Genomic DNA, 18896 nt, shown 5'->3' with positions numbered 1-18896 from the left:
GTATTTAGTAAATACCGTCCTTTTTTTTGTCTGTTTTGTTCTATATAATTGAGGGAAGAAAGGGAGGTAGGATCATTGAATAAACATTATTTAGCAATTGATATTGGTGCCTCAAGCGGTCGTCATATCTTAGGCACGATGATTGATGGCAAGATGGTTCTCGAAGAGGTGTACCGCTTTCCTAATGGTATGGAAAACCGAGACGGTACCCTGTGTTGGGACTTAGATGGCCTCTTTAAGGAGATTATCGCTGGCCTTAAGGTGTGTAAAGAGTTAGGGAAGGTTCCAGAGACGATGGCGATCGATACTTGGGGCGTAGATTTTGTCTTGTTGGATGAGAATGATGAAATTCTCGGCAAGACTGTCGGCTACCGGGATCATCGTACCGATGGTATGGATACAGAGGTGTATAAGATAATCTCTCAGGACGATCTTTATTTGCGCACCGGTATTCAAAAGCAGATTTTCAATACGGTTTATCAGCTGATGGCGGTAAAAAAGAATCAGCCAGAGGATATGGCAAAAGCTAAGAGTATGCTGATGATTCCCGACTATTTTCAGTACAAGCTAACGGGTGTTAAAAAGATGGAATACACCAACGGGACCACTGGGCAACTCATTAACCCGCAGACTGCCGATTGGGACTATGAATTAATAGAAATGCTAGGCTATAACAAGGAGATGTTCGTACCGGTATCTATGCCGGGTGAGGTGGTAGGTGAGTTTAGTAAGGAAGTGCAGGAAGAGGTAGGTTTTAACTGTACGGTAGTCTTACCAGCGACTCACGACACCGGTTCGGCAGTTTTAGCAGTGCCCACCAATAACGATAATGCCCTTTATATAAGCTCAGGCACTTGGTCTTTAATGGGTGTAGAACGAGCTCAGGCCGATTGTTCACTAGCCAGCATGAAAGCGAACTTTACGAATGAAGGCGGTTATGATCATCGCTACCGCTACTTAAAGAATATTATGGGGCTATGGATGATTCAGTCTGTTAAGAAAGAATTCACTGAGGACTTGTCCTTTGCCGAGATCTGTGAACGGGCGGGAAAAGAAGAGATTCCCTCGATTGTGGATTGCCAAGACGAAGTATTTTTAGCGCCTGAGAGCATGACACAAGCGGTGCAAAATTATTGCCGGCAGACCGGACAACAGGTGCCGGAGACGGTAGGCGAGATCGGGGCAGTAATCTATAATAGCTTAGCGAAATGCTACGGTGATACCATCGAAGAAATCGAAGGCATTACGGGAAAGAAATACGAAACGATCTATGTGGTTGGCGGCGGTGCCAACGCCGGTTACTTAAATGAACTAACGGCAAAATACTGCCAGCGTAAAGTATCCGCTGGCCCAACGGAAGCAACAGCCATTGGCAATATCATTGTGCAGATGCTCTACGACAAGGTATTTAAAGATTTACCAGAAGCCAGGGAATGTGTGGGTAGGTCTTTTGACATTGTAAATTATGATAAAACAGGAACGGTAATTTAGGAGGAAGAACTATGACGACGAAAGAAAGATATCTATCAGCAAAAGAAATGTACGCCGCTATTGGCGTGGATACCGACAAAGTATTAGAAGACATGAAGAAAGTGGATTTATCAGTTCACTGCTGGCAAGCCGATGATGTAGGCGGTTTTGACCAGAAAGACAAAGAGCTTACCGGTGGTATCCAAACCACCGGAAACTACCCAGGAAAAGCAACCACTCCTGATGAGTTAATCGCTGACCTTGACAAAGCTTTTAGCTTAACAGCAGGAAAACACCGCTTAAGTTTGCACGCTAGCTATGCAATCTTCGGCGAAGGCGAGTGGGTAGATAGAGATTCTCTTGAGCCTAAGCACTTCCAGAAATGGGTCGAGTACGCGAAGGAAAGAAACATGGGCCTTGACTTTAACCCTACGTTTTTCTCTCATCCTTTAGCTAGCGAGTATACCTTGACTCATCCAAACGAAGAGATTCGTCAGTTCTGGATTCGTCACGGTCAGGCTTGTATCCGCATTTCTCAGTATTTTGCTGAGCAAACAGGTACCCCTTGTCTGATGAATATCTGGATTCCTGATGGTTTAAAAGACGTACCAGCTGATAGAATGGGCCCAAGAGCTCGGTATAAAGATTCTCTAGATCAAATCCTTAGCATCGATTACGATAAGAGCAAAGTACTAGTGTGTGTAGAGTCAAAAGTATTCGGTATCGGTATGGAGTCCTATACAGCAGGATCGGCAGAATTTACAATGAACTACGTGATGAAAAACGATCTTGTACCTCTGATGGATAACGGCCACTACCACCCAACGGAAATGGTATCGGATAAGATTTCTTCCGTCCTGCTATTCTGTGATAAATTAGCTCTTCACGTAACCCGTCCGGTGCGCTGGGATTCAGACCATGTTGTGCTTTTAGACGATGAGACGAAAGAAATCGCGAAAGAAATCGTGCGTAACGACGCTCTTGACCGGGTGCTAATCGGTCTTGATTTCTTTGACGCTAGCATTAACCGGGTAAGCGCTTACGTTGTGGGTATTCGCAACATGCAAAAAGCCTTAATGATGGCGATGCTAACACCTAATAAAGACTTAAAAGAACTTCAAGATACCCAGCAATTCTCTGAGTTGATGGTGATGCAAGAAGAACTTAAATCCTATCCATTCGGCGATGTTTGGAACTACTTCTGCGAAGTGAACGGTGTTCCTGAGAGAGAAGATTGGTGGAGAGAAGTACAGAAATACGAAGAAGAAGTATTATCAAAAAGAGCATGAATAGATTATTAAGAAATAAAAAACTCAGACCCTTTGGTGGCCTGAGTTTTTTATTTCTCATCTATTTTTTAATTCCCTGCAAGATCCGGTTTACCTGACGGATACTTTCATCGTCTACGCCGCCTTGTTTAAAGAGACTAACAAGGGTTTGGCGTCCCATCATTCGCTGAAGGGCTGGGTTATCCTTGACGGCTTCGGCTACGTCTCCTCGTTCGGAAGCGCCTCTAGCCATCATTTCTGAGATAATGGCCCCAGCTTTTTCGTTAGCGTTTATATCGGCCAAACGATCGTTAATAGAGAAGCAAGTGGGGTCAAGTTCACCGTCAAACCAGTTGGTAACGGGGGCGCGTTTAACGAAGATGTAATCAGGATTCGCGGTGTCGACCTTGCGAATCTGAATCTGGTCTTCACAAGTTTCTGCCTTGGCGGTAATGGTATGCTCCCCAGTAATCCTTACCTTAAAGGTAAATACCGTCTTCCCGGTTTGGGTTTCTAAAGCTTTACCATCTACAAATAAGGTGACCTCTTTCTGGTTAGAGTAGACCTTAATCTCGGTTTCGTCTTCAGCCCGGTCGACGTAACGACGACCACAGAGATGTACGAAATTCTCGGTCTTATTCCAAGCGGCCTTATAAAGGTAAAAGGCATCTTTTTTTAGCTGGCGATCAAGGGTTACAAGACCCTTTTGGTTCTCCCCGTGCTTGCCACCTTCATCCCGGCCATCTGCCGCAAAGTCAAAGAGGTTCCAAACGTGAGTGGCCCACAGATATGGTCTAGCTTCAATCATTTTCAGCATATGCTCGTGATAGAGGGCTTGGTATGTCTCGGTATAATCCCCTTTTTCCGGCGTGCTTGTCTGATACTGCGGATTGGCATCAGCGCCGTACTCAGAAAAGCCCATAACCTTATCAGGGTACTGCTGGTGGAATTCGTCAAAGAATTCATCGGTTTGCTCTAATTCCCCTAAGTACCATCCGAAGTAGAGATTATAGCTGTTAATATCAGGAATATCGAGAATCGGACTATCTGTCTCTAACATAAAGACATTGGCCATAGTGGTTGGTCTGGTCTTATCTAGTTTGTGACATAGGTCATTTAGAAGTCGGTGATTCTCTAGTAAATCATCGTTTACCGCACTAGCGGCCGTGATTTCATTGGAGAGTCCCCAGGTAATGATGGAAGGGTGGTTATAGTTTTGCACCACCAATTCTTCCATCTGGCTTAGGGTGTTCTCTCTTGCGGACTTCATTTGCATAGTGATATAAGGAATTTCTGCCCACAAAATCAAACCGTTCTCATCGCATAAGTCATAGAATTCTTGAGCGTGTTGGTAATGGGCGAGGCGGAGTGTAGTTGCTCCTAGCTCTTTAATGATCTCCATATCCTTTTGGTGATGCTCTGGTAATAAGGCATTGCCGACGTCTTTAAAGTCTTGATGACGTGAAACACCTCGCAGAGGGTAGGTGCGTCCATTTAGGAAAAATCCCTGTTCAGAATCAATCTTAAACTCCCGGCAGCCAAAGCGAGTGGCTACCTCATCGCCGCTTTCTAAACTCGCTTTTGCCGTATAGAGATAAGGGTCAACAAGGCCATCCCAGAGGTGGACGTCTTCAATCACAAACGTGGCCTCGGCGTGCTTATCAGTAGTAGCAATGGTCTTTTCTTCACCGTTAATGGCAAAGGTAACTAAGGTGTCCCTTGAAGTCCAAGCCTCAGCAGTGACGGTAGCAGACTTCTCCAAGAGGTTTACTTCTGGAGTGACTTTAAGGCCTGGCGCGCCACAGTAGTCTAGGTCAAAGTGAAGGGCGGGAACGGTGATTAGATTAACCATTCGGTATAACCCGCCGTAGAAAGTGAAATCCGCTTTCTGGGGATAACAAATGGTATTATCCTCGTTATTAAGGGCGACGACAATGGTGTTATCATCTTGAAGAACTTCCGTAATGTTTACCCGAAAGGTGGAGTAACCACCTTCATGATGAGCGAGTTTTACTCCGTTTACATAGATATCAGCTATCATAGCGGCGCCGGTAAATTCCAGATAGGCATAGGCGCCACCTTCAAGTTCTGGCTTTGCCATTTTCTTAATATAGTAGCAGGTACCCCGGTGGTAATCGTTTCCCCCATCTTGGCCGTCAAGGGCATTCCAGGTGTGAGGAAGCGAGATTAGTTCACCATCCTTAGTCAGGGCATCGCTAGCATCCCCAGCCGACTTTACAAAAAGCCAGTTATCTTTTAATGGTTCTATTTTTCTCATACTTTTCATTACGCCTCCACCTCAGCTTTTCTAGCAGCAATTCGCTTTTGGACCTCTACCATGTCTTCTTTTGATAGGTGACAGAATTTCATGGCGATAAGCGTGCAGATCCAGCCTAAAATTGGGAGACCGAATACAAGTCCAGTAGTAAGCCAGAAGATTTGCGGTGTGGCCGCATCCCCAGGTTGTGGCATCGTGGTGGTGTAACCGATTAGGGCTACAGAACCAGTGGCAATCAAGGCTGAAAAGGAAGTGACAATCTTATCTATAAAGTTATAAACCCCTGTAATAGCAGCTGGTACGTAACGACCGCTACGATCTTGCTCAAAGTCGATAATGTCTGACATAAAGGACGTGCCGGCGGTAGTTACACACATGTTAGCCCCGTTCTTTAATAGTGTTAAGACTACGTAAGCAATCATAATCACACCACCGGTAGCAATTTTTTTCGGATCGATGGCAATAAAGAAAATCCACATGACTACAGAAATCACGAGGGCGATTTTGGACCAAGTGACAATGGTTTTCTGGCTACCAAATTTCCCGGCGTACTTAGCGCCAAAGAAGGCAAATACTAAGGATGGTAACATGCCGATAACCGCAAGCATCGTAGCTAGCCCCATGTTACCAATCAGAATTCCATTAAGCATGGTTACGATAACTGCTTGGGAGGTGGTTTGCTGGGCGATTTTGTCTGAAACATTGGAAATGATGTAACACTGAAGAGGCCGGTTCTTTTTAACAATTTCGAACATGTCTTTCATTTTTAAGTTACTTTTTTCCTTCGACAGTCCTTTGAAGTTTTCCGGTTTATCGTATTCTGATACGCCGATGCAGACCAGGACGACACCGATTGCCGCCACTGCGAGGCATAGTTTACAGGCAGCAGCTAAGAACTCTCCATTGTAAGTGCCACCAAAGCGAGGTAGTAAGACCACGTTTAAGATAATACTCAGAGTCATCGGCAGCAGGTAGTTAAGTGCCGTAGACCAAACACCAACAGTGGGACGTTGCTTGGGATCATTACTGATTAATGGGTTGATGGTAAGGGCAGTGATATTGGCGATGGTATAGCCGATTACGTAGACGATATAGCTTAAGACGAAGGCGATCATCCCCAGACCTTTACCAGCCCCCCAATTAAACATAAACATCAGTCCTAACGCTTCGATTAGAAATCCGATAACAATAAGAATTCGGATTTTCCCGAAGCGAGTGTTAACCTTGTCGTAGACAAAGGCGATTAGCGGATCGGTAACACCATCTAAGATTCTTGTCCAAGTTAGAATTACACCGACGGCAGCGGTACTGATACCAAACCCGATACTGGCAGTATAGCTAGCTAGACCAATCAGAGAGTAGACAGCCATACCGATAAAGGCGTTGCAGGCAACCAAGATGATTTGCCAAAGTTTGGCACGGCGATATTGAACGCCGTCGATTTCGCTTTGTGTAAGCTTCTTTGCTTTTTCCATTTTTATAAATCCTCCATTTTCCTTTAATGTATCTGTGACCTCACTATAGCCATATACTAGAAAATGAGGGTTTGCAAATTCGTTATCATGTTAGAAAACTTAAGATGTAATTCGAAAAAGAATAAATACATAACATTATAGCGAAAAAAGAAACGAGAAATAAGAATTGCTTAAATCTTTTGATTGCTTTGCCGGTATTCGCTAGGGGAAATCCCGACTTCTTTGCGAAAGCAGGTATAGAAATAGCTACGGTTTCCAAAGAGGAGAGTGTCGCTGATGCTTTGGATAGAGTCACTAGTACCAGCTAGCAGGAGCTTTGCTTGGGAGATTCGTTCCTTCAATATATATTCGTTTACGCTTATCCCTACTTCCTTATGGAATTTGCGAGAAAAGTAATATTCAGAATATCCATACCTCTGGGCCAACGCTTTAATCGAGAGCGGGGTGGTAATATTTCCTTTTATAAAGGTGCAGGCGTTTTGAATCTGGGTAGATACGTCAGAACTTTCCTTTGCCTGCTGGACCCGTAAGACGTAATCTTCAAGCATCTCCTCGAGTAGTTTTCTAACAGCGGTAAGGGAGGCGCACTCTTCCAAACGGGTTGCGTAATAGTCGTTTAGGTCATAGGCGATTTCTGGTGCTAGGCCGCCGTTTATACAAGCTCTAGAACAAAGGGTAAGCAGTACCAGTCCACTGTTTTTATGCTGTCTTAAGGCATCGCCGGTTTCTGCTTTTACTCCAGAACTTAATGAGGAAGAGTTTCTAAGCGCTTCTTTATAGTTAGGGCTGCCATCTGCAAAGGCTTTTAAGAGTTGTTGCTCGGTGTACCAAATACCCGCGTGCTCAGTAGAGGCTTTTTTTGCCGATGCTTGGGCAGGCGCAGGAATTGTACTTTGAAAGGTGAGGTCTGCATCAGTAATCCTTTCCCCAGTTAAGGCGTAGTGGAACATAATCGCGTATTGGCTAAGGATGTTGCTGGGGATAGTGGGGATTTGCTCAAATATCTTAGTAATACTAGAACGCAGCTTAATGCTTAGATCATAGGAGTCCATGTTTTTTCTAAGCATGAGGTGAGAATTCCGGCCGCTATAAATAGGGCCGATAAAGTAGCAGGCCTTTAGCGTGTCCTCATCGTAGTCAAAACTAGCCATCCACATTAAATTGGCAGGGGCCTCTAAAATGGTAGGTGTACGTTTCCCAGAAGCGATATGTTCTTTCACCAGACCGGCGAGACCAGTATAAGAGACAAAGTTTCCGGCAAAAACGCTTTCCGTCCAATTGGTCTGGAGAAAATTAAGGTCACCATCGTATTCCCAGAGAAATAAATCGTAATTGCAATTAATTAGCTCTAGGTAAAGCTGGAGATTTTCGCGATTCGTCATGGTCTTACCTCTCTTTCTGATGTTTCTTATCTCGTGGTGAAGTTATATAATTCGTTACATTTCTAATCTTGGGCAAATTGTAGCACATCTTCGCGAAATAATGAACGCCTTTTCTCAGCAAATTTCTTACACTATCGGTGAGGTGAGAAAATGAAAAAAACAGACTTAAAAAGTGAAGCCCTATTTGCGGAAAAATCAGTATGGAAAGCAATCTTTTCCTTAGCGATACCATCCTGCATTACGATTCTGATTATGGTGTTTTACAATTTGGCGGATATGTTTTTTATCGGTCAATTAGGAAGTACGGCTCAAGTGGCAGCTGTCTCAATTGTTGGCCCGGTCTTTTCCCTGGCGGTGGCGGTAGCGACGATGTTAGGCATTGGTGGTAGTTCGGTAATTGCCAGTACCGCCGGTTCCGGTAAGTTAGAAGATGCCAGAGCTCTTGGAAGTCTATGCTTTTATACCGGTATTGCGCTGGGACTTATCTGCACAATAGTAATGCTACTAGGCGGCGAGCCTTTACTAAAGCTCCTAGGGGCAAGTGAGGCGACGAAGAGTTATGCAAGCGAATATCTGCGTATGCTGGCCCTAGGGGCACCGATGATGATTCTATCCACCACCCTACCAGCACTTCTTAGAAGCGACGGGGCGATTAAAGAAGGACTCCTTGGAAATCTGCTAGGGACGATGCTTAACATCATTCTTGATCCGGTCTTTATCTTCACTCTAGACTTGGGTGTAAGTGGGGCCGCAATTGCCACAGTTATCGGCAATACAGTAAGTACCATTGTCTATGTTACCTACATTATTAGGAAGGGCCAAATCCTAGGACTAAATCCATTGCTTGCTATGAAAAATATCAAATTGTTATGGAGAGTTATGGCCATTGGGCTGCCGAATGGTATAAGTAGTATTCTCTCCGGTTTTGCCTCTTCTTTTGCTAACAATTTGTTGGCCAGCTACAGTGTGAACGCCGTTGCGGCCATGGCTGCCGCCGGTAAAGTCTCCATGATTATCAGTATGCTACAGATGGGAATCTGTATGGGAGTGGCTCCGATGCTGGCCTATAATTATGGGGCAGGCAAGATCGCTAGATTGCAAGAGATTATCAAGAAACTCAGTCTGCTCACGGTCATTGTCGGCACCCTTTCTACCCTTATCTGTATTTTAGGTAGAGGAGAGTTAATCGGTCTATTTTTAAAAGAAAGTAGCGCGAGAAGACTAGGAGAAGAGTTAGTTGTCCTTTTAGTTCTAGTGAGTCCTTTACTGGGCTTTTACTACCTTAGCACCAATTTCTTACAAGCCACTGGGAAAGCGATGCTAGCAACAATAGTTTCTTTGCTGCGACAAGGAATCATCTTAATGCCAGCCCTTTTCTTATTAGAACGCCTTCTCGGCGTCCCCGGTATTGGTCTAGCTTATCCGGTAGCAGATGGGCTTTCGGTGGGTGCAGCCCTCATCCTTTTGCTAGGGCAATTAGCTACTGCAAAAAAGCGGATAGAAGCTTATAATCGGCAGGAAGCTCGCACTTAATAATCCCGCCGAAAAGCAGTTCCGGTTGGTTTTTTAAAGATAGAAATATGTATTGGCACAAGGCGCTTTTCATCGCCAAGAGATCCCCCTCAGGCGTTTCGAAAGTGACCTTGCCTTTACATTCTTTGATTTTGCTTAGTAACTCTTCTAAGTTACAGTTTTCTTTAATTGGCATATATTACCTCTCGTTTTCAAATTATCTATGTTTATAGGATATCATTTTTTGAAAAGATCGATGTTCGTATATTCGCAATAATGTTTATTTTTTAATCAGACAATTGATCAAAAGGAATTAATTAACGAAAAAGCGAAAAAACGAACGCATATAATTGCCAGGATAGATAAAATAGAGGTGAAGATAAAAGAAAGGAAATAACAAATGACAAGGAAAGCGGTACAGCAGATTATGCTAGGGACGGTTACGAGAAGTGAAAAGGAAGCTTTAGATACTTTGCGGCAGATAAAAGCAGCGGGTTATGATGGGCTAGAACTTAATGGCTTTATGATTCGTCCTTCTTCACTAATGGTGCGCCTGCTAACGAAAGCCGCAGGCATACCAGTGGGAAAAGGGGGACATCTAGATTGGCCGAATCTATTAAAGGAGACAGGACTTGGGTGTGTAAGTCTTCACGAGGATTTGAGGACGGTAACTAAGGACCCGAAAAGCGTGGCCAAGGAAGCGGAAGCCTTGGGCTGTGATCAGGTGGTAATTACGGGAATGTATCGCTTTGATTACGGCAACGAGGAAGCGGTAAAAGACTTAGCGGCGAATTTGAATACGCAAGGTGAACGCTTGAAAGAAGAAGGCATCTCGCTTCTATATCATAATCACAACTGTGAATTTAGGAAGGTTGCGCCTAGGCGGACGGCCTTTGATGTGCTAGTAGAAGAGACGAATCCCGAATTCGTTAACTTTGAGTTTGACTCCTATTGGCCGACGGAAGCAGGAGTGTCAGCGCTTGCTTTGATGGAGAAGTTAGGAGAGCGCTTAAAGTTATACCACATCAATGATCGGGGGACTAGAGTAGTGGGGCCGTCGATGACGCCTATTCTCAAATCGGATAGTATGGAACTAGGCTTTGGTAATATGAACCTAGAAGCCTTAACCAGGCAGGCGCTAAAGGTAGGGGTTAAGGCGATCATTTTAGAGAGTCATAAGAACTGGATAGATAAATCGCCAGTTAAATCGTTACAAGTAAGTAGTAAATTTCTAAATAAGCATTTATAAAGGAGGCAAATCATGAGTAGATTTCCAGAAGGATTTTTAGTAGGAGCGGCAACGGCGGCTCACCAAGTAGAAGGAAATAATGTAAATAGCGATTATTGGGCAATGGAGCAGATGCAATATACGAGCTTTACCGAACCCTCGCTAGCGGCCGTAGACCACTATCATCGGTACGAAGGGGATATTTCTATGCTGGCAGCGGCTGGGCTTAACAGTTATCGCTTCTCCATCGAGTGGGCGAGGATAGAGCCAAGAGAAGGTGAGTTTGACGAACGAGAAGTGGAGCATTACCGGAAGGTGCTAGAGTGTTGCCACGCCCATAAGGTAGAGCCGGTGGTGACCCTTCTTCATTTTACTTCGCCTAAGTGGCTGATAGAAAAAGGGGGCTGGGAAGAGCCACAGACTATTACGTACTTTGCTAGGTATTGTCGTTATGTGACCCAGCAGCTAGGGTCTTTGATGCATTACGTCTGCACGATTAACGAAGCGAATATGGGCTTACAGATTGCCGCGATTTCGGCCAGGTTTCAGGTGCAGATGATGGCAAAGATGAAGCAGGCTCAGCAGGGAAATGCTAGCGAAGAAGCTGCCAAGAGTACGGAAGGCAGCGTGCAAGTAGGTCTTAATATGCAGAAGATGATGGCGAATATGGAAAAGCAAAAAGCAGAGAATCTAGAAGTGTTTGGCACCGAGACTCCGCAAGTCTTTGTCAGTGCCAGGACTCCTGAGGGGGATATTCTGGCAATGAAGGCTCATCAGGCAGCGAAAAAGGCTATCAAAGAAGTGAATCCGGAGCTTCAGGTGGGCTTAAGTCTTTCTCTTCACGATATTCAGGCGAAGCCTGGTGGGGAAGAGGTAGCCGCGAAAGAGTGGGAGGAAGAATTCCTTCACTATGTGCCCTATATTAAGGACGACGACTTCTTCGGATTGCAGAATTATACCCGGTCTGTATACGACGAAAATGGTATCTGTGCTACTCCCGAAGGGGCAGAGCTTACCCAGATGGATTATGAAATCTATCCCCAAGCTTTAGCCGCTTGTATTCGTAAAGCATACGCTTTGCTTCAGCTACCGATTATGGTGACGGAAAATGGCATTGCCGTTAGCGATGATGAAAAACGGGTGCGTTTTATCGATGAGGCAACGAAGGGGGTCTGCGATTGTATTGCCGAAGGTATCCCGGTCACGGGTTATCTGTATTGGTCGCTAATGGATAATTTTGAATGGCAAAAAGGGTACTCGATGACGTTTGGTCTCATTGAAGTGGATAGAACGACGATGGCCCGTAGTGCGAAGCCGAGCTTAGCGTATTTGGGAGGGCTATAAAACATGAAATACTATTGTAATCCTTTAAATGTGCCGTATCGCTACCAGTTTAATATGGATCCTCGCGCAAATGGAGCCCTGCAAATCGACCGGGAGGCAGCGGACCCTTCGCTGATTTTCTTTAAAGGTAAATATTATATCTTTGCGTCTATGAACCTAAGTGTATGGGTATCGGAGGATTTGGTGAGCTGGGAAGCGAAGCGCCTACCAGAGTCCCTCCCTCTTTATGACTATGCGCCGGATGTGCGGGTGGTAGGCGATTACGTCTATTTCTGCGCCTCCAAAAAAGGCGAAATCTGCAACTATTACCGTACTAAGGACGTGGTCGCTGGTCCCTATGAAGAGATAAAAGGAACCTTTGACTTCTGGGATCCCCATCTGTTTGTAGACGATGACGGTCGCTTTTATTTCTACTGGGGTTGTTCCAATATTACACCTGTCTGGGGTGTGGAGCTAGAGCCGGAGACCATGCTACCGAAAACAGAGCGAATAGAACTAATCAGTGGCGATCCTTTCTTAAGAGGCTATGAGCGAATGGGTGTTGATAACAGCGAGTTCCCTAGAAGCGAAGCGGAAGTAGAGCAGATGTATCAAGGCTTTTTAAAGCAAAGTGGTATGACGGAAGACCAAGTTCCCAAAGAGTACGCGCCACAAATCAGAGGGATGTTTACCAGAAGACCTTTTATTGAGGGACCTTGGATGACGAAGCACGGGGGTAAGTACTATTTAGAGTATGCGTGCCCGGGGGCTGAGTATAACGTCTATGCCGATGGGGTTTATACCGCCGACTCGCCCCTTGGACCTTTTACCCTAGCGAAAAACAACCCATACTCTTATCATCCAGGAGGCTTTATGCCAGGAGCTGGTCACGGTTCCACCTTGGAAGATAGAGTCGGAAATCTTTGGCATACATCAACCATGAGTATAAGCGTCAATCACCAGTTTGAGCGCCGGGTTGGTCTTTGGCCAGCGGGCTTTGACGAGGACGGCGAGCTTTACTGCAATCAAAATTACGGGGACTGGCCGATTGCTGTAACGGAAGGTGAGCAAGATCCTTGGCGGGAACCACAGTGGTACCTTCTAAGCTACGCGAAACCAGCTAGTGCTTCTTCATCAGCACCGGAAAAAGGACCAGACCAAGCGGTAAACGAAGATTCTAAAAACTGGTGGAAGGCCAGTGATAATAGCAGCGGTCAGTGGTTAGAAGTGGACTTAGAAAGAGAAATGGATATTCGGGCCATTCAGGTTAATTTTGCTGATGACAAGCTAGAGATGGATTCACCTGGGGAGATTAAAGGCAGTCAGACCCAGCCCCGTTACATTGAAGAACGCAACTTGTGCACTCGGTGGAAGCTAGAGGGTTCCCTTGACGGCAAAGAGTATTGTGTCATTGAAGATAAGTCCAAGGCTAATACTGATTTGCCTCATGATTTTATCGTTCGCGAGTCAGGAATTAATGCACGCTTCATCCGCTTGACAATTCTTGAGATTCCTTATGACGCGGTTCCTTGCATATCGGGGCTTAGAATATTTGGAATGGGGGACGGGGAGCTGCCAGAAAGTTCAAGTTTTTCAGCCAAGCGAAGCACCGATGACTTAGACCTACTGGTCACAATTGAAGGCAAGGAGAGCGCTACTGGCTATAATATTCTCTGGGGTCACGAAAGTGATAAGCTCTATCACAGCTACCAGATTTATCGAGACCCGGCAGATGTGAGGGAAGCAAAAGACGCGGTTATTACGAAACGTATCGGCGCCTTAGTAAAAGGCGAGGAGTACTTTGTGCGGGTTGATAGTTATAACGAAAATGGAATTAGTAAAGGAAAAGTGATAAGACTATGAAAGCAGTTCGATTAAAGACAGAACATTTAACCAACCCTCTGGGAATTGATGTATTAGAACCAGCTCTTACCTGGAACTGCGAAGGCGGAACCAGGCAAAGGGCCTATGAAATCCGCGCAGAAAAAGGCGGTGTAGAGGTATGGAACACAGGGAGAATAGAAAGCTCTAAGATGCACGCAAAGTACGCTCCGGTTCTTAAAAGCCGGGAGCGAATCACTTGGCAGGTGCGACTGTGGGATGAGAAAGATCAAGTCGGTGAATGGAGCGAGCTTGCAAGTTTTGAAATGGGCCTTTTAAAGAGAGAGGATTTTGTAGCTACGTGGATCAATCCAGAGTTAGAAACCGATTCTAAGCTTCATAAGCCTGCTAGTTATCTAAGGACTAGCTTTACGTCCGAAAAATGTGGTCAGGCTCGACTTTACGTAACGGCTCACGGCTTATATGAAGTATGGCTTAATCACGTCCGAGTGGGTGATTTTGTCCTAGCGCCGGGAACGTCTACCTATGACCAAAATCTCGCCTACCAGACCTATGATGTATCGGCTCATATAAAGCCAGGTGAGAACCAGGTGGAGGTTATCCTAGGGGATGGTTGGTACCGGAGTTGTTCGGGAGTGGACGGTGACCGCAACCTCTACGGCGAAGATATTGCCTTATATTTTCAACTGGAGGTAGAGGGTAAGACCGTCTGTCTCTCTGATGAAAGCTGGTGCGCTTCAAGTGGCGGTCCCCTTAGAGAGAACGATATGCAACAAGGGGAAGTCTTTGATGCTAGGCTTGCAGAAATCGCGGATTTTCACCCAGTCAAAAAAGAAGACTTTGGGGTCAGTAACCTAGTTTGTTCTAACAGTCTGAGAATTAAAGAAAAGGAACGCTTCCCCGGGAAAATCATCACCACTCCGAAGGGAGAGACGGTGATTGATTACGGTCAGAACCTGGCCGGTTACGTAGAATTTCGCTTAGAGGGCAAGGACGGCGAAAAGCTAGTTCTAACTCACGGAGAATCGTTAGATGAGAATGGCAACTTTACAACGGAGAACTTTCAAGATAGAAAGCGCCACAAAGAGGGCGGTATCCGTCAAGAAGTAGTCTACACCTGTAAGGATGGGGAGAATCACTATAAATCCAGATTTACCATCTGGGGCTTTCGCTACGCGCTAGTGGAGACCGCGCTAGACTTATCGACGGCAGAATTTACCGCTATCGCCGTATATTCTGATATGGAGCAAACGGGCAGTTTTACCTGCTCAGATGAAAGGGTTAATCAGCTGGTGCAAAACAGTCTGTGGAGCCTTAAGTCCAATTTTTGCGATGTTCCTACGGATTGCCCTACTAGAGAGCGAGCGGCTTGGACTGGAGATATGGGCGTTTTTGTTGACACCGGCCTTTATTTTATGGACTGCTACCCGGTGATTCGTCGGTGGCTAGGAGAGTGTCGCTTGAATCAATATGAGGATGGTAAGCTGGCGAATATTGTTCCGCGTAACAATGTACCTAGCTACTTTTCGAAGATTCTCGCTGGTTCTGTTGGCTGGGGAGATGCGGCGATTATCGTGCCGTATGCTCTCTATAAACGAGATGGCGATCCCGAGATTCTTAGAGAAAACTACGAAATGATGAAGAAGTGGTACGCTTTCCTAGAAGGCAGAGCAAAGCAGAAACCGTTAAATCCTTTGAAGCGATTACGAAAGAGTCCATATCGGAATTATACCATCGAAACTGGGATCGATTACGGTGAGTGGTGCGAACCGGATGTGGAAAGTACGATGGCTATGCGCACGCCTCAAGGGAAAGTGGCAAGCGCCTACTTCGCTTATTCGGGAAAGCTATTGGCAGAGATTGCCCAGGTGCTTGGAGAAGAAGAGGATAGCATTTACTACCAGGAGATAGCCAAAAAGGCAACAAAGGGCTACCGGGAAATTGCTACCGTAGACGGCAAGATTGAATCCGATCGTCAAGCGGAGTACGTACGGGCTCTGGCCTTTGATTTATTAGAGGGTGAAGAAGAGAAAGAACAAGCGGCAGTAGCTCTTAATCAGTTGGTGATAAATAATAACTATCATCTAAATACGGGATTTTTATCGACCCCGTCCCTTTGCCCGGTGCTCAGCAAGTATGGCTATACAGAGACCGCGTTTCGGTTACTATTGCAAGATACGATGCCTAGCTGGCTCTACGCCGTTCAAAGAGGAGCTACCACGATTTGGGAGAACTGGGACGGCATCAACGAAAAGGGAGAAGTCAAGAATTCCCTTAATCATTATTCCTATGGTGCGGTGTGCGGTTGGTTATTTGGTGGCGTCTGCGGTATCAGTGTAGAAGGGCAGCAGATTACCATTAAGCCGACCCCTAATCGTTTGTTGCCAGAAGCAAAGGCGAGTTACCAGTCACCAGTCGGGGAAATTGTTAGCGGTTATCGCTACGCTGGGGAGCGTATCATAATTGAGATTCACATTCCTGCCAATACGGTGGGAACCTTGGTATTGCCAAATGGCGATGAGAGAGAACTTGTAGTGGGGGCAAATACAGTGGAGATGGACCATGAATAATTTTGAAAGCGTTAAAGGAAAAGTAGCAATTGTAACGGGAGCAAGTAGAGGAATCGGCGAGGCGATCGCTAAATGTTACGCCGTTAATGGCATGAAGGTGGTGTGTGCAGCTAGAAGCCAAGAAGCAGGTGAAGCGGTGGTAAAGGAAATCAGGGAAAAGGGCGGAGACGCCATCTTTGTGCCGACTGATTGCAGCTCAAAGGAGCAGATTAAAAAGTTAGTAGAGACGGCGGTAGCCCACTACGGTAAGTTGGACGGGGTGGTTAGTAACGCCGGGATTGGCAAAGGCGGTACACCTATTCATGAGTACGAAGAGAACGAGTATGAAGAGATATTTGATTTAAATAGTAAAGGTGTCTTTGCCGGTATGAAATACGGCGCGGAAGCGATTCTAAAGTCGAAAAGTAAAGGCGGCTTTTTAATCAATGTGGCATCGATTGCCGGACTTCTGCCTCAGCGAGGACAAGCTCTTTATACAGCTACGAAGTTTGGCGTAGTAGGGATGACCAGAGCAGCAGCGCTAGATTACGCTGAGCACGACATCACGGTTAACGCTATTTGCCCAGGTTATACCCAGACATCCATGTTTGACGGAATTCCTGAACAGGCTATGCAGTTCTTCCTCAAAGACTGCCCAGCGGGGCGTCTCGGAAAGCCTGAGGAGTGTGCAGACCTTGCTCTTTTTCTCGCCAGCGACATGGCTAGATATATCACCGGTGCAGCAATACCGGTTGACGGCGCCGTAAGCGCCGGTCATATGAATGTGATTTCCTGGAAACACCCAGAGATATTGCAGTAATGAGTAAAGTATAGGAAAAAGAATATCTTAAAAAAGAGCGCCTTTTTCAGAGATGAAAAAGGCGCTCTTTACATATGTGTGAAAAGTATATATAATGATATTACTAAACTATACAAATATATTCATAAAAATGGATAATTAAGTAAAGGAGGGTACGATGGATAATAAGATTAAAGCAATGTTCGAGCAGCATGGCGGTGTAATGCGAACAGCTGAACTTAAGGAGTCTGGCATCTATTACAATAAAATTCAAAAGCTACTAAAAACAGGAGAAATCGAACAAGTTCGCCGAGGATATTACCAATATGTAGGAGAAGAGGCATTCTCGGATATACCGACAATTACTACGCTGTTCCCTGACGGCGTGATTTGTATGGAAAGTGCGCTAGACTACTACGGATATACAGATAGAACGCCGGCAGCCTGGCATCTAGCTGTAGATAGCAAGAGCGCAAGAACGAGATTTCATATAGAATATCCTATTATTAAACCTCACTATGTGCAAACTAAGAAGTTTCCAGTTGGTATTGCTAACGGTGAAATTGATGGCAAGAGAGTGCAGGTTTATGATCGAGAGCGGACTATATGCGATCTTCTATTTCATCGAAATAAAGTGGATAGTGAGGTGTTTAATACAGCGATACAAAGATATGTGGGCGATCCGGAAAAAAGTGCAGCACGGCTTATGCAATATGCAAAAGCCCTACGTGTTGAAAAAAAAGTTAGGGAGGTACTAGGGGTATGGCTATAAAGAAAAACTCGCTCATGAAATGTGATAAGTGCTCAAAAACTCGCTCATGAAATTGTGATTAGAGAAACTCAGACCCTTTTGGTGGCCTGAGTTTTTTTATTGGTGTTTTATTAACTACCGAGCAATCAGTCCCAGTAGTAAATGATTATTCGTATTGATTATAAGCTCTTCTGGGAATTCGGCTAGAGCTACTAGTTTTAAGGCTTCTTCTACCTCGCCTACGTGTTCGGTACCATGGCTATCACTGGCAAGGAGAACGGGATGACGGTAGTGCTTGCATAAGTTTAAAATCATCATATCATTAAACTTCGTATCCCCTCGGTAGCCATCAGGACGAAGGGAACTATCGTTGATTTCTAGAGCTACGTGATGTTTTATCGCTCCTTGTACAAGAGCGTTATAATCCACCGGATAGTGAGTGTCATCGGGATGACCGATTACATTTACGTAGGGATTCTTCATTGCTTCTATATAAGCGGTGGTGTTCTCGTCAAGGCTACCAGGCTTTTTCACCGGCCTGTGAAGGCTGGCAATCGTGAAATCTAAGCCCTTTAAAATATCATCTGGCAAATCTAAGCTTCCTTTATTATCCAGAATATTAACTTCCGCGCCGTAGAGCATGCGGATACCTAGGCGATTTTTAGCGGCTTGGGCTAGGCTCCTAAAGTAAGAAGGTTTGCCACCAAAGGCAGTTGCTGGACCGTGATCGGAGATACCGAGAATCTCTAGATTTTTGGTTTTTGCTGCCTTTGCCATATCGGTAATTGTCGCTGTGGTTGCGTGACCGCTAGCGATGGTGTGGGTGTGAATGTCTGATTTGATAACCATATGTTTACCGCCTTTCCTTATTATAAGTATGCCTAAAATAAAAGGAAAAGTCAATGAAAAACAGGAGAAACAAAAAGAAAAAGGTAGAAAATCGGTGGAATACCAATAAAAAACAACGATAAAAGTGTTGATTTGCGTTGACTTCGTATGGCCTTTGGATTATAATGAAA

At 45.2% G+C, this 18896-nt stretch carries 14 protein-coding genes; 9 read left to right on the top strand and 5 right to left on the bottom strand.

Annotation, left to right across the window (positions count from 1 at the left end):
• Window positions 1-75 precede the first annotated feature (75 nt).
• Together rhaB and NHH16_RS01730 are read left to right on the top strand one after the other, a co-directional pair.
• The gene (gene rhaB, locus NHH16_RS01735) at window positions 76-1491 is read left to right on the top strand and encodes a rhamnulokinase (protein WP_262067872.1); all 1416 of its coding nucleotides are present in this window, start codon (window positions 76-78) and stop codon (window positions 1489-1491) included.
• An 11-nt stretch (window positions 1492-1502) separates the two neighbouring features.
• Window positions 1503-2759 carry an L-rhamnose isomerase gene (locus NHH16_RS01730; RefSeq protein WP_262067871.1) on the top strand — a complete coding sequence of 419 codons (1257 nt, stop codon included), beginning with the start codon at window positions 1503-1505 and terminating at the stop codon, window positions 2757-2759.
• Window positions 2760-2820: 61 nt separating this feature from the next.
• Here the strand turns inward: NHH16_RS01730 and NHH16_RS01725 are convergent, their stop codons facing one another.
• The 3 genes from NHH16_RS01725 to NHH16_RS01715 all read right to left on the bottom strand — a co-directional run bounded on the left by NHH16_RS01725 (window position 2821) and on the right by NHH16_RS01715 (window position 7873).
• Window positions 2821-5016: a glycoside hydrolase family 2 protein gene (locus NHH16_RS01725; RefSeq protein WP_262067950.1), complete on the bottom strand. Its 2196-nt coding sequence runs from the start codon at window positions 5014-5016 to the stop codon at window positions 2821-2823.
• 8 nt (window positions 5017-5024) lie between these two features.
• On the bottom strand, window positions 5025-6491 hold the full coding sequence (locus tag NHH16_RS01720; protein WP_262067870.1) for an MFS transporter: 1467 nt from the start codon (window positions 6489-6491) through the stop codon (window positions 5025-5027).
• A gap of 170 nt (window positions 6492-6661) precedes the next feature.
• Window positions 6662-7873 carry a helix-turn-helix domain-containing protein gene (locus NHH16_RS01715; RefSeq protein WP_262067869.1) on the bottom strand — a complete coding sequence of 404 codons (1212 nt, stop codon included), beginning with the start codon at window positions 7871-7873 and terminating at the stop codon, window positions 6662-6664.
• Between the two features lie 150 nt (window positions 7874-8023).
• Here NHH16_RS01715 and NHH16_RS01710 point away from each other — a divergent pair, with 150 nt between their 5' ends.
• Window positions 8024-9406, top strand: a complete 1383-nt coding sequence (locus NHH16_RS01710) for an MATE family efflux transporter (RefSeq protein WP_262067868.1) — start codon at window positions 8024-8026, stop codon at window positions 9404-9406.
• On the opposite strand, the gene NHH16_RS01705 is transcribed toward NHH16_RS01710, so the two are convergent.
• Window positions 9354-9581: a hypothetical protein gene (locus NHH16_RS01705; protein WP_262067867.1), complete on the bottom strand. Its 228-nt coding sequence runs from the start codon at window positions 9579-9581 to the stop codon at window positions 9354-9356. The two genes, NHH16_RS01710 and NHH16_RS01705, sit on opposite strands and share 53 nt — an antisense overlap.
• A gap of 204 nt (window positions 9582-9785) precedes the next feature.
• Here NHH16_RS01705 and NHH16_RS01700 point away from each other — a divergent pair, with 204 nt between their 5' ends.
• The 6 genes from NHH16_RS01700 to NHH16_RS01675 all read left to right on the top strand — a co-directional run bounded on the left by NHH16_RS01700 (window position 9786) and on the right by NHH16_RS01675 (window position 17898).
• A complete protein-coding gene (locus NHH16_RS01700; RefSeq protein ID WP_262067866.1) occupies window positions 9786-10634 on the top strand; it encodes a sugar phosphate isomerase/epimerase family protein in 849 nt (282 codons plus the stop codon).
• A 12-nt stretch (window positions 10635-10646) separates the two neighbouring features.
• Window positions 10647-11957, top strand: a complete 1311-nt coding sequence (locus NHH16_RS01695; RefSeq protein ID WP_262067865.1) for a glycoside hydrolase family 1 protein — start codon at window positions 10647-10649, stop codon at window positions 11955-11957.
• A 3-nt stretch (window positions 11958-11960) separates the two neighbouring features.
• The gene (locus NHH16_RS01690) at window positions 11961-13799 is read left to right on the top strand and encodes a family 43 glycosylhydrolase (RefSeq protein ID WP_262067864.1); all 1839 of its coding nucleotides are present in this window, start codon (window positions 11961-11963) and stop codon (window positions 13797-13799) included.
• Window positions 13796-16348, top strand: coding sequence for a glycoside hydrolase family 78 protein (locus tag NHH16_RS01685; RefSeq protein ID WP_262067863.1), 2553 nt, complete (start codon window positions 13796-13798; stop codon window positions 16346-16348). Before NHH16_RS01690 ends, NHH16_RS01685 begins: the two co-directional genes overlap by 4 nt.
• A complete protein-coding gene (locus NHH16_RS01680) occupies window positions 16341-17147 on the top strand; it encodes an SDR family NAD(P)-dependent oxidoreductase (RefSeq protein ID WP_262067862.1) in 807 nt (268 codons plus the stop codon). The genes NHH16_RS01685 and NHH16_RS01680 overlap by 8 nt, the downstream gene beginning before the upstream one ends.
• A 157-nt stretch (window positions 17148-17304) precedes the next feature.
• The gene (locus NHH16_RS01675) at window positions 17305-17898 is read left to right on the top strand and encodes a type IV toxin-antitoxin system AbiEi family antitoxin domain-containing protein (RefSeq protein WP_262067861.1); all 594 of its coding nucleotides are present in this window, start codon (window positions 17305-17307) and stop codon (window positions 17896-17898) included.
• Window positions 17899-18012: 114 nt separating this feature from the next.
• Here the strand turns inward: NHH16_RS01675 and NHH16_RS01670 are convergent, their stop codons facing one another.
• Window positions 18013-18726: a phosphatase gene (locus NHH16_RS01670; protein WP_262067860.1), complete on the bottom strand. Its 714-nt coding sequence runs from the start codon at window positions 18724-18726 to the stop codon at window positions 18013-18015.
• Between the last annotated feature and the right edge of the window lie 170 nt (window positions 18727-18896).

It is taken from the genome of Ohessyouella blattaphilus, from assembly GCF_024721265.1.
Taxonomy (GTDB): Bacteria; Bacillota; Clostridia; order Lachnospirales; family Lachnospiraceae; genus Aequitasia; species Aequitasia blattaphilus_A.
The sequence above is the reverse complement of the archived record's forward strand: the minus strand, read 5'-3'. Positions and strand labels throughout refer to the sequence as shown.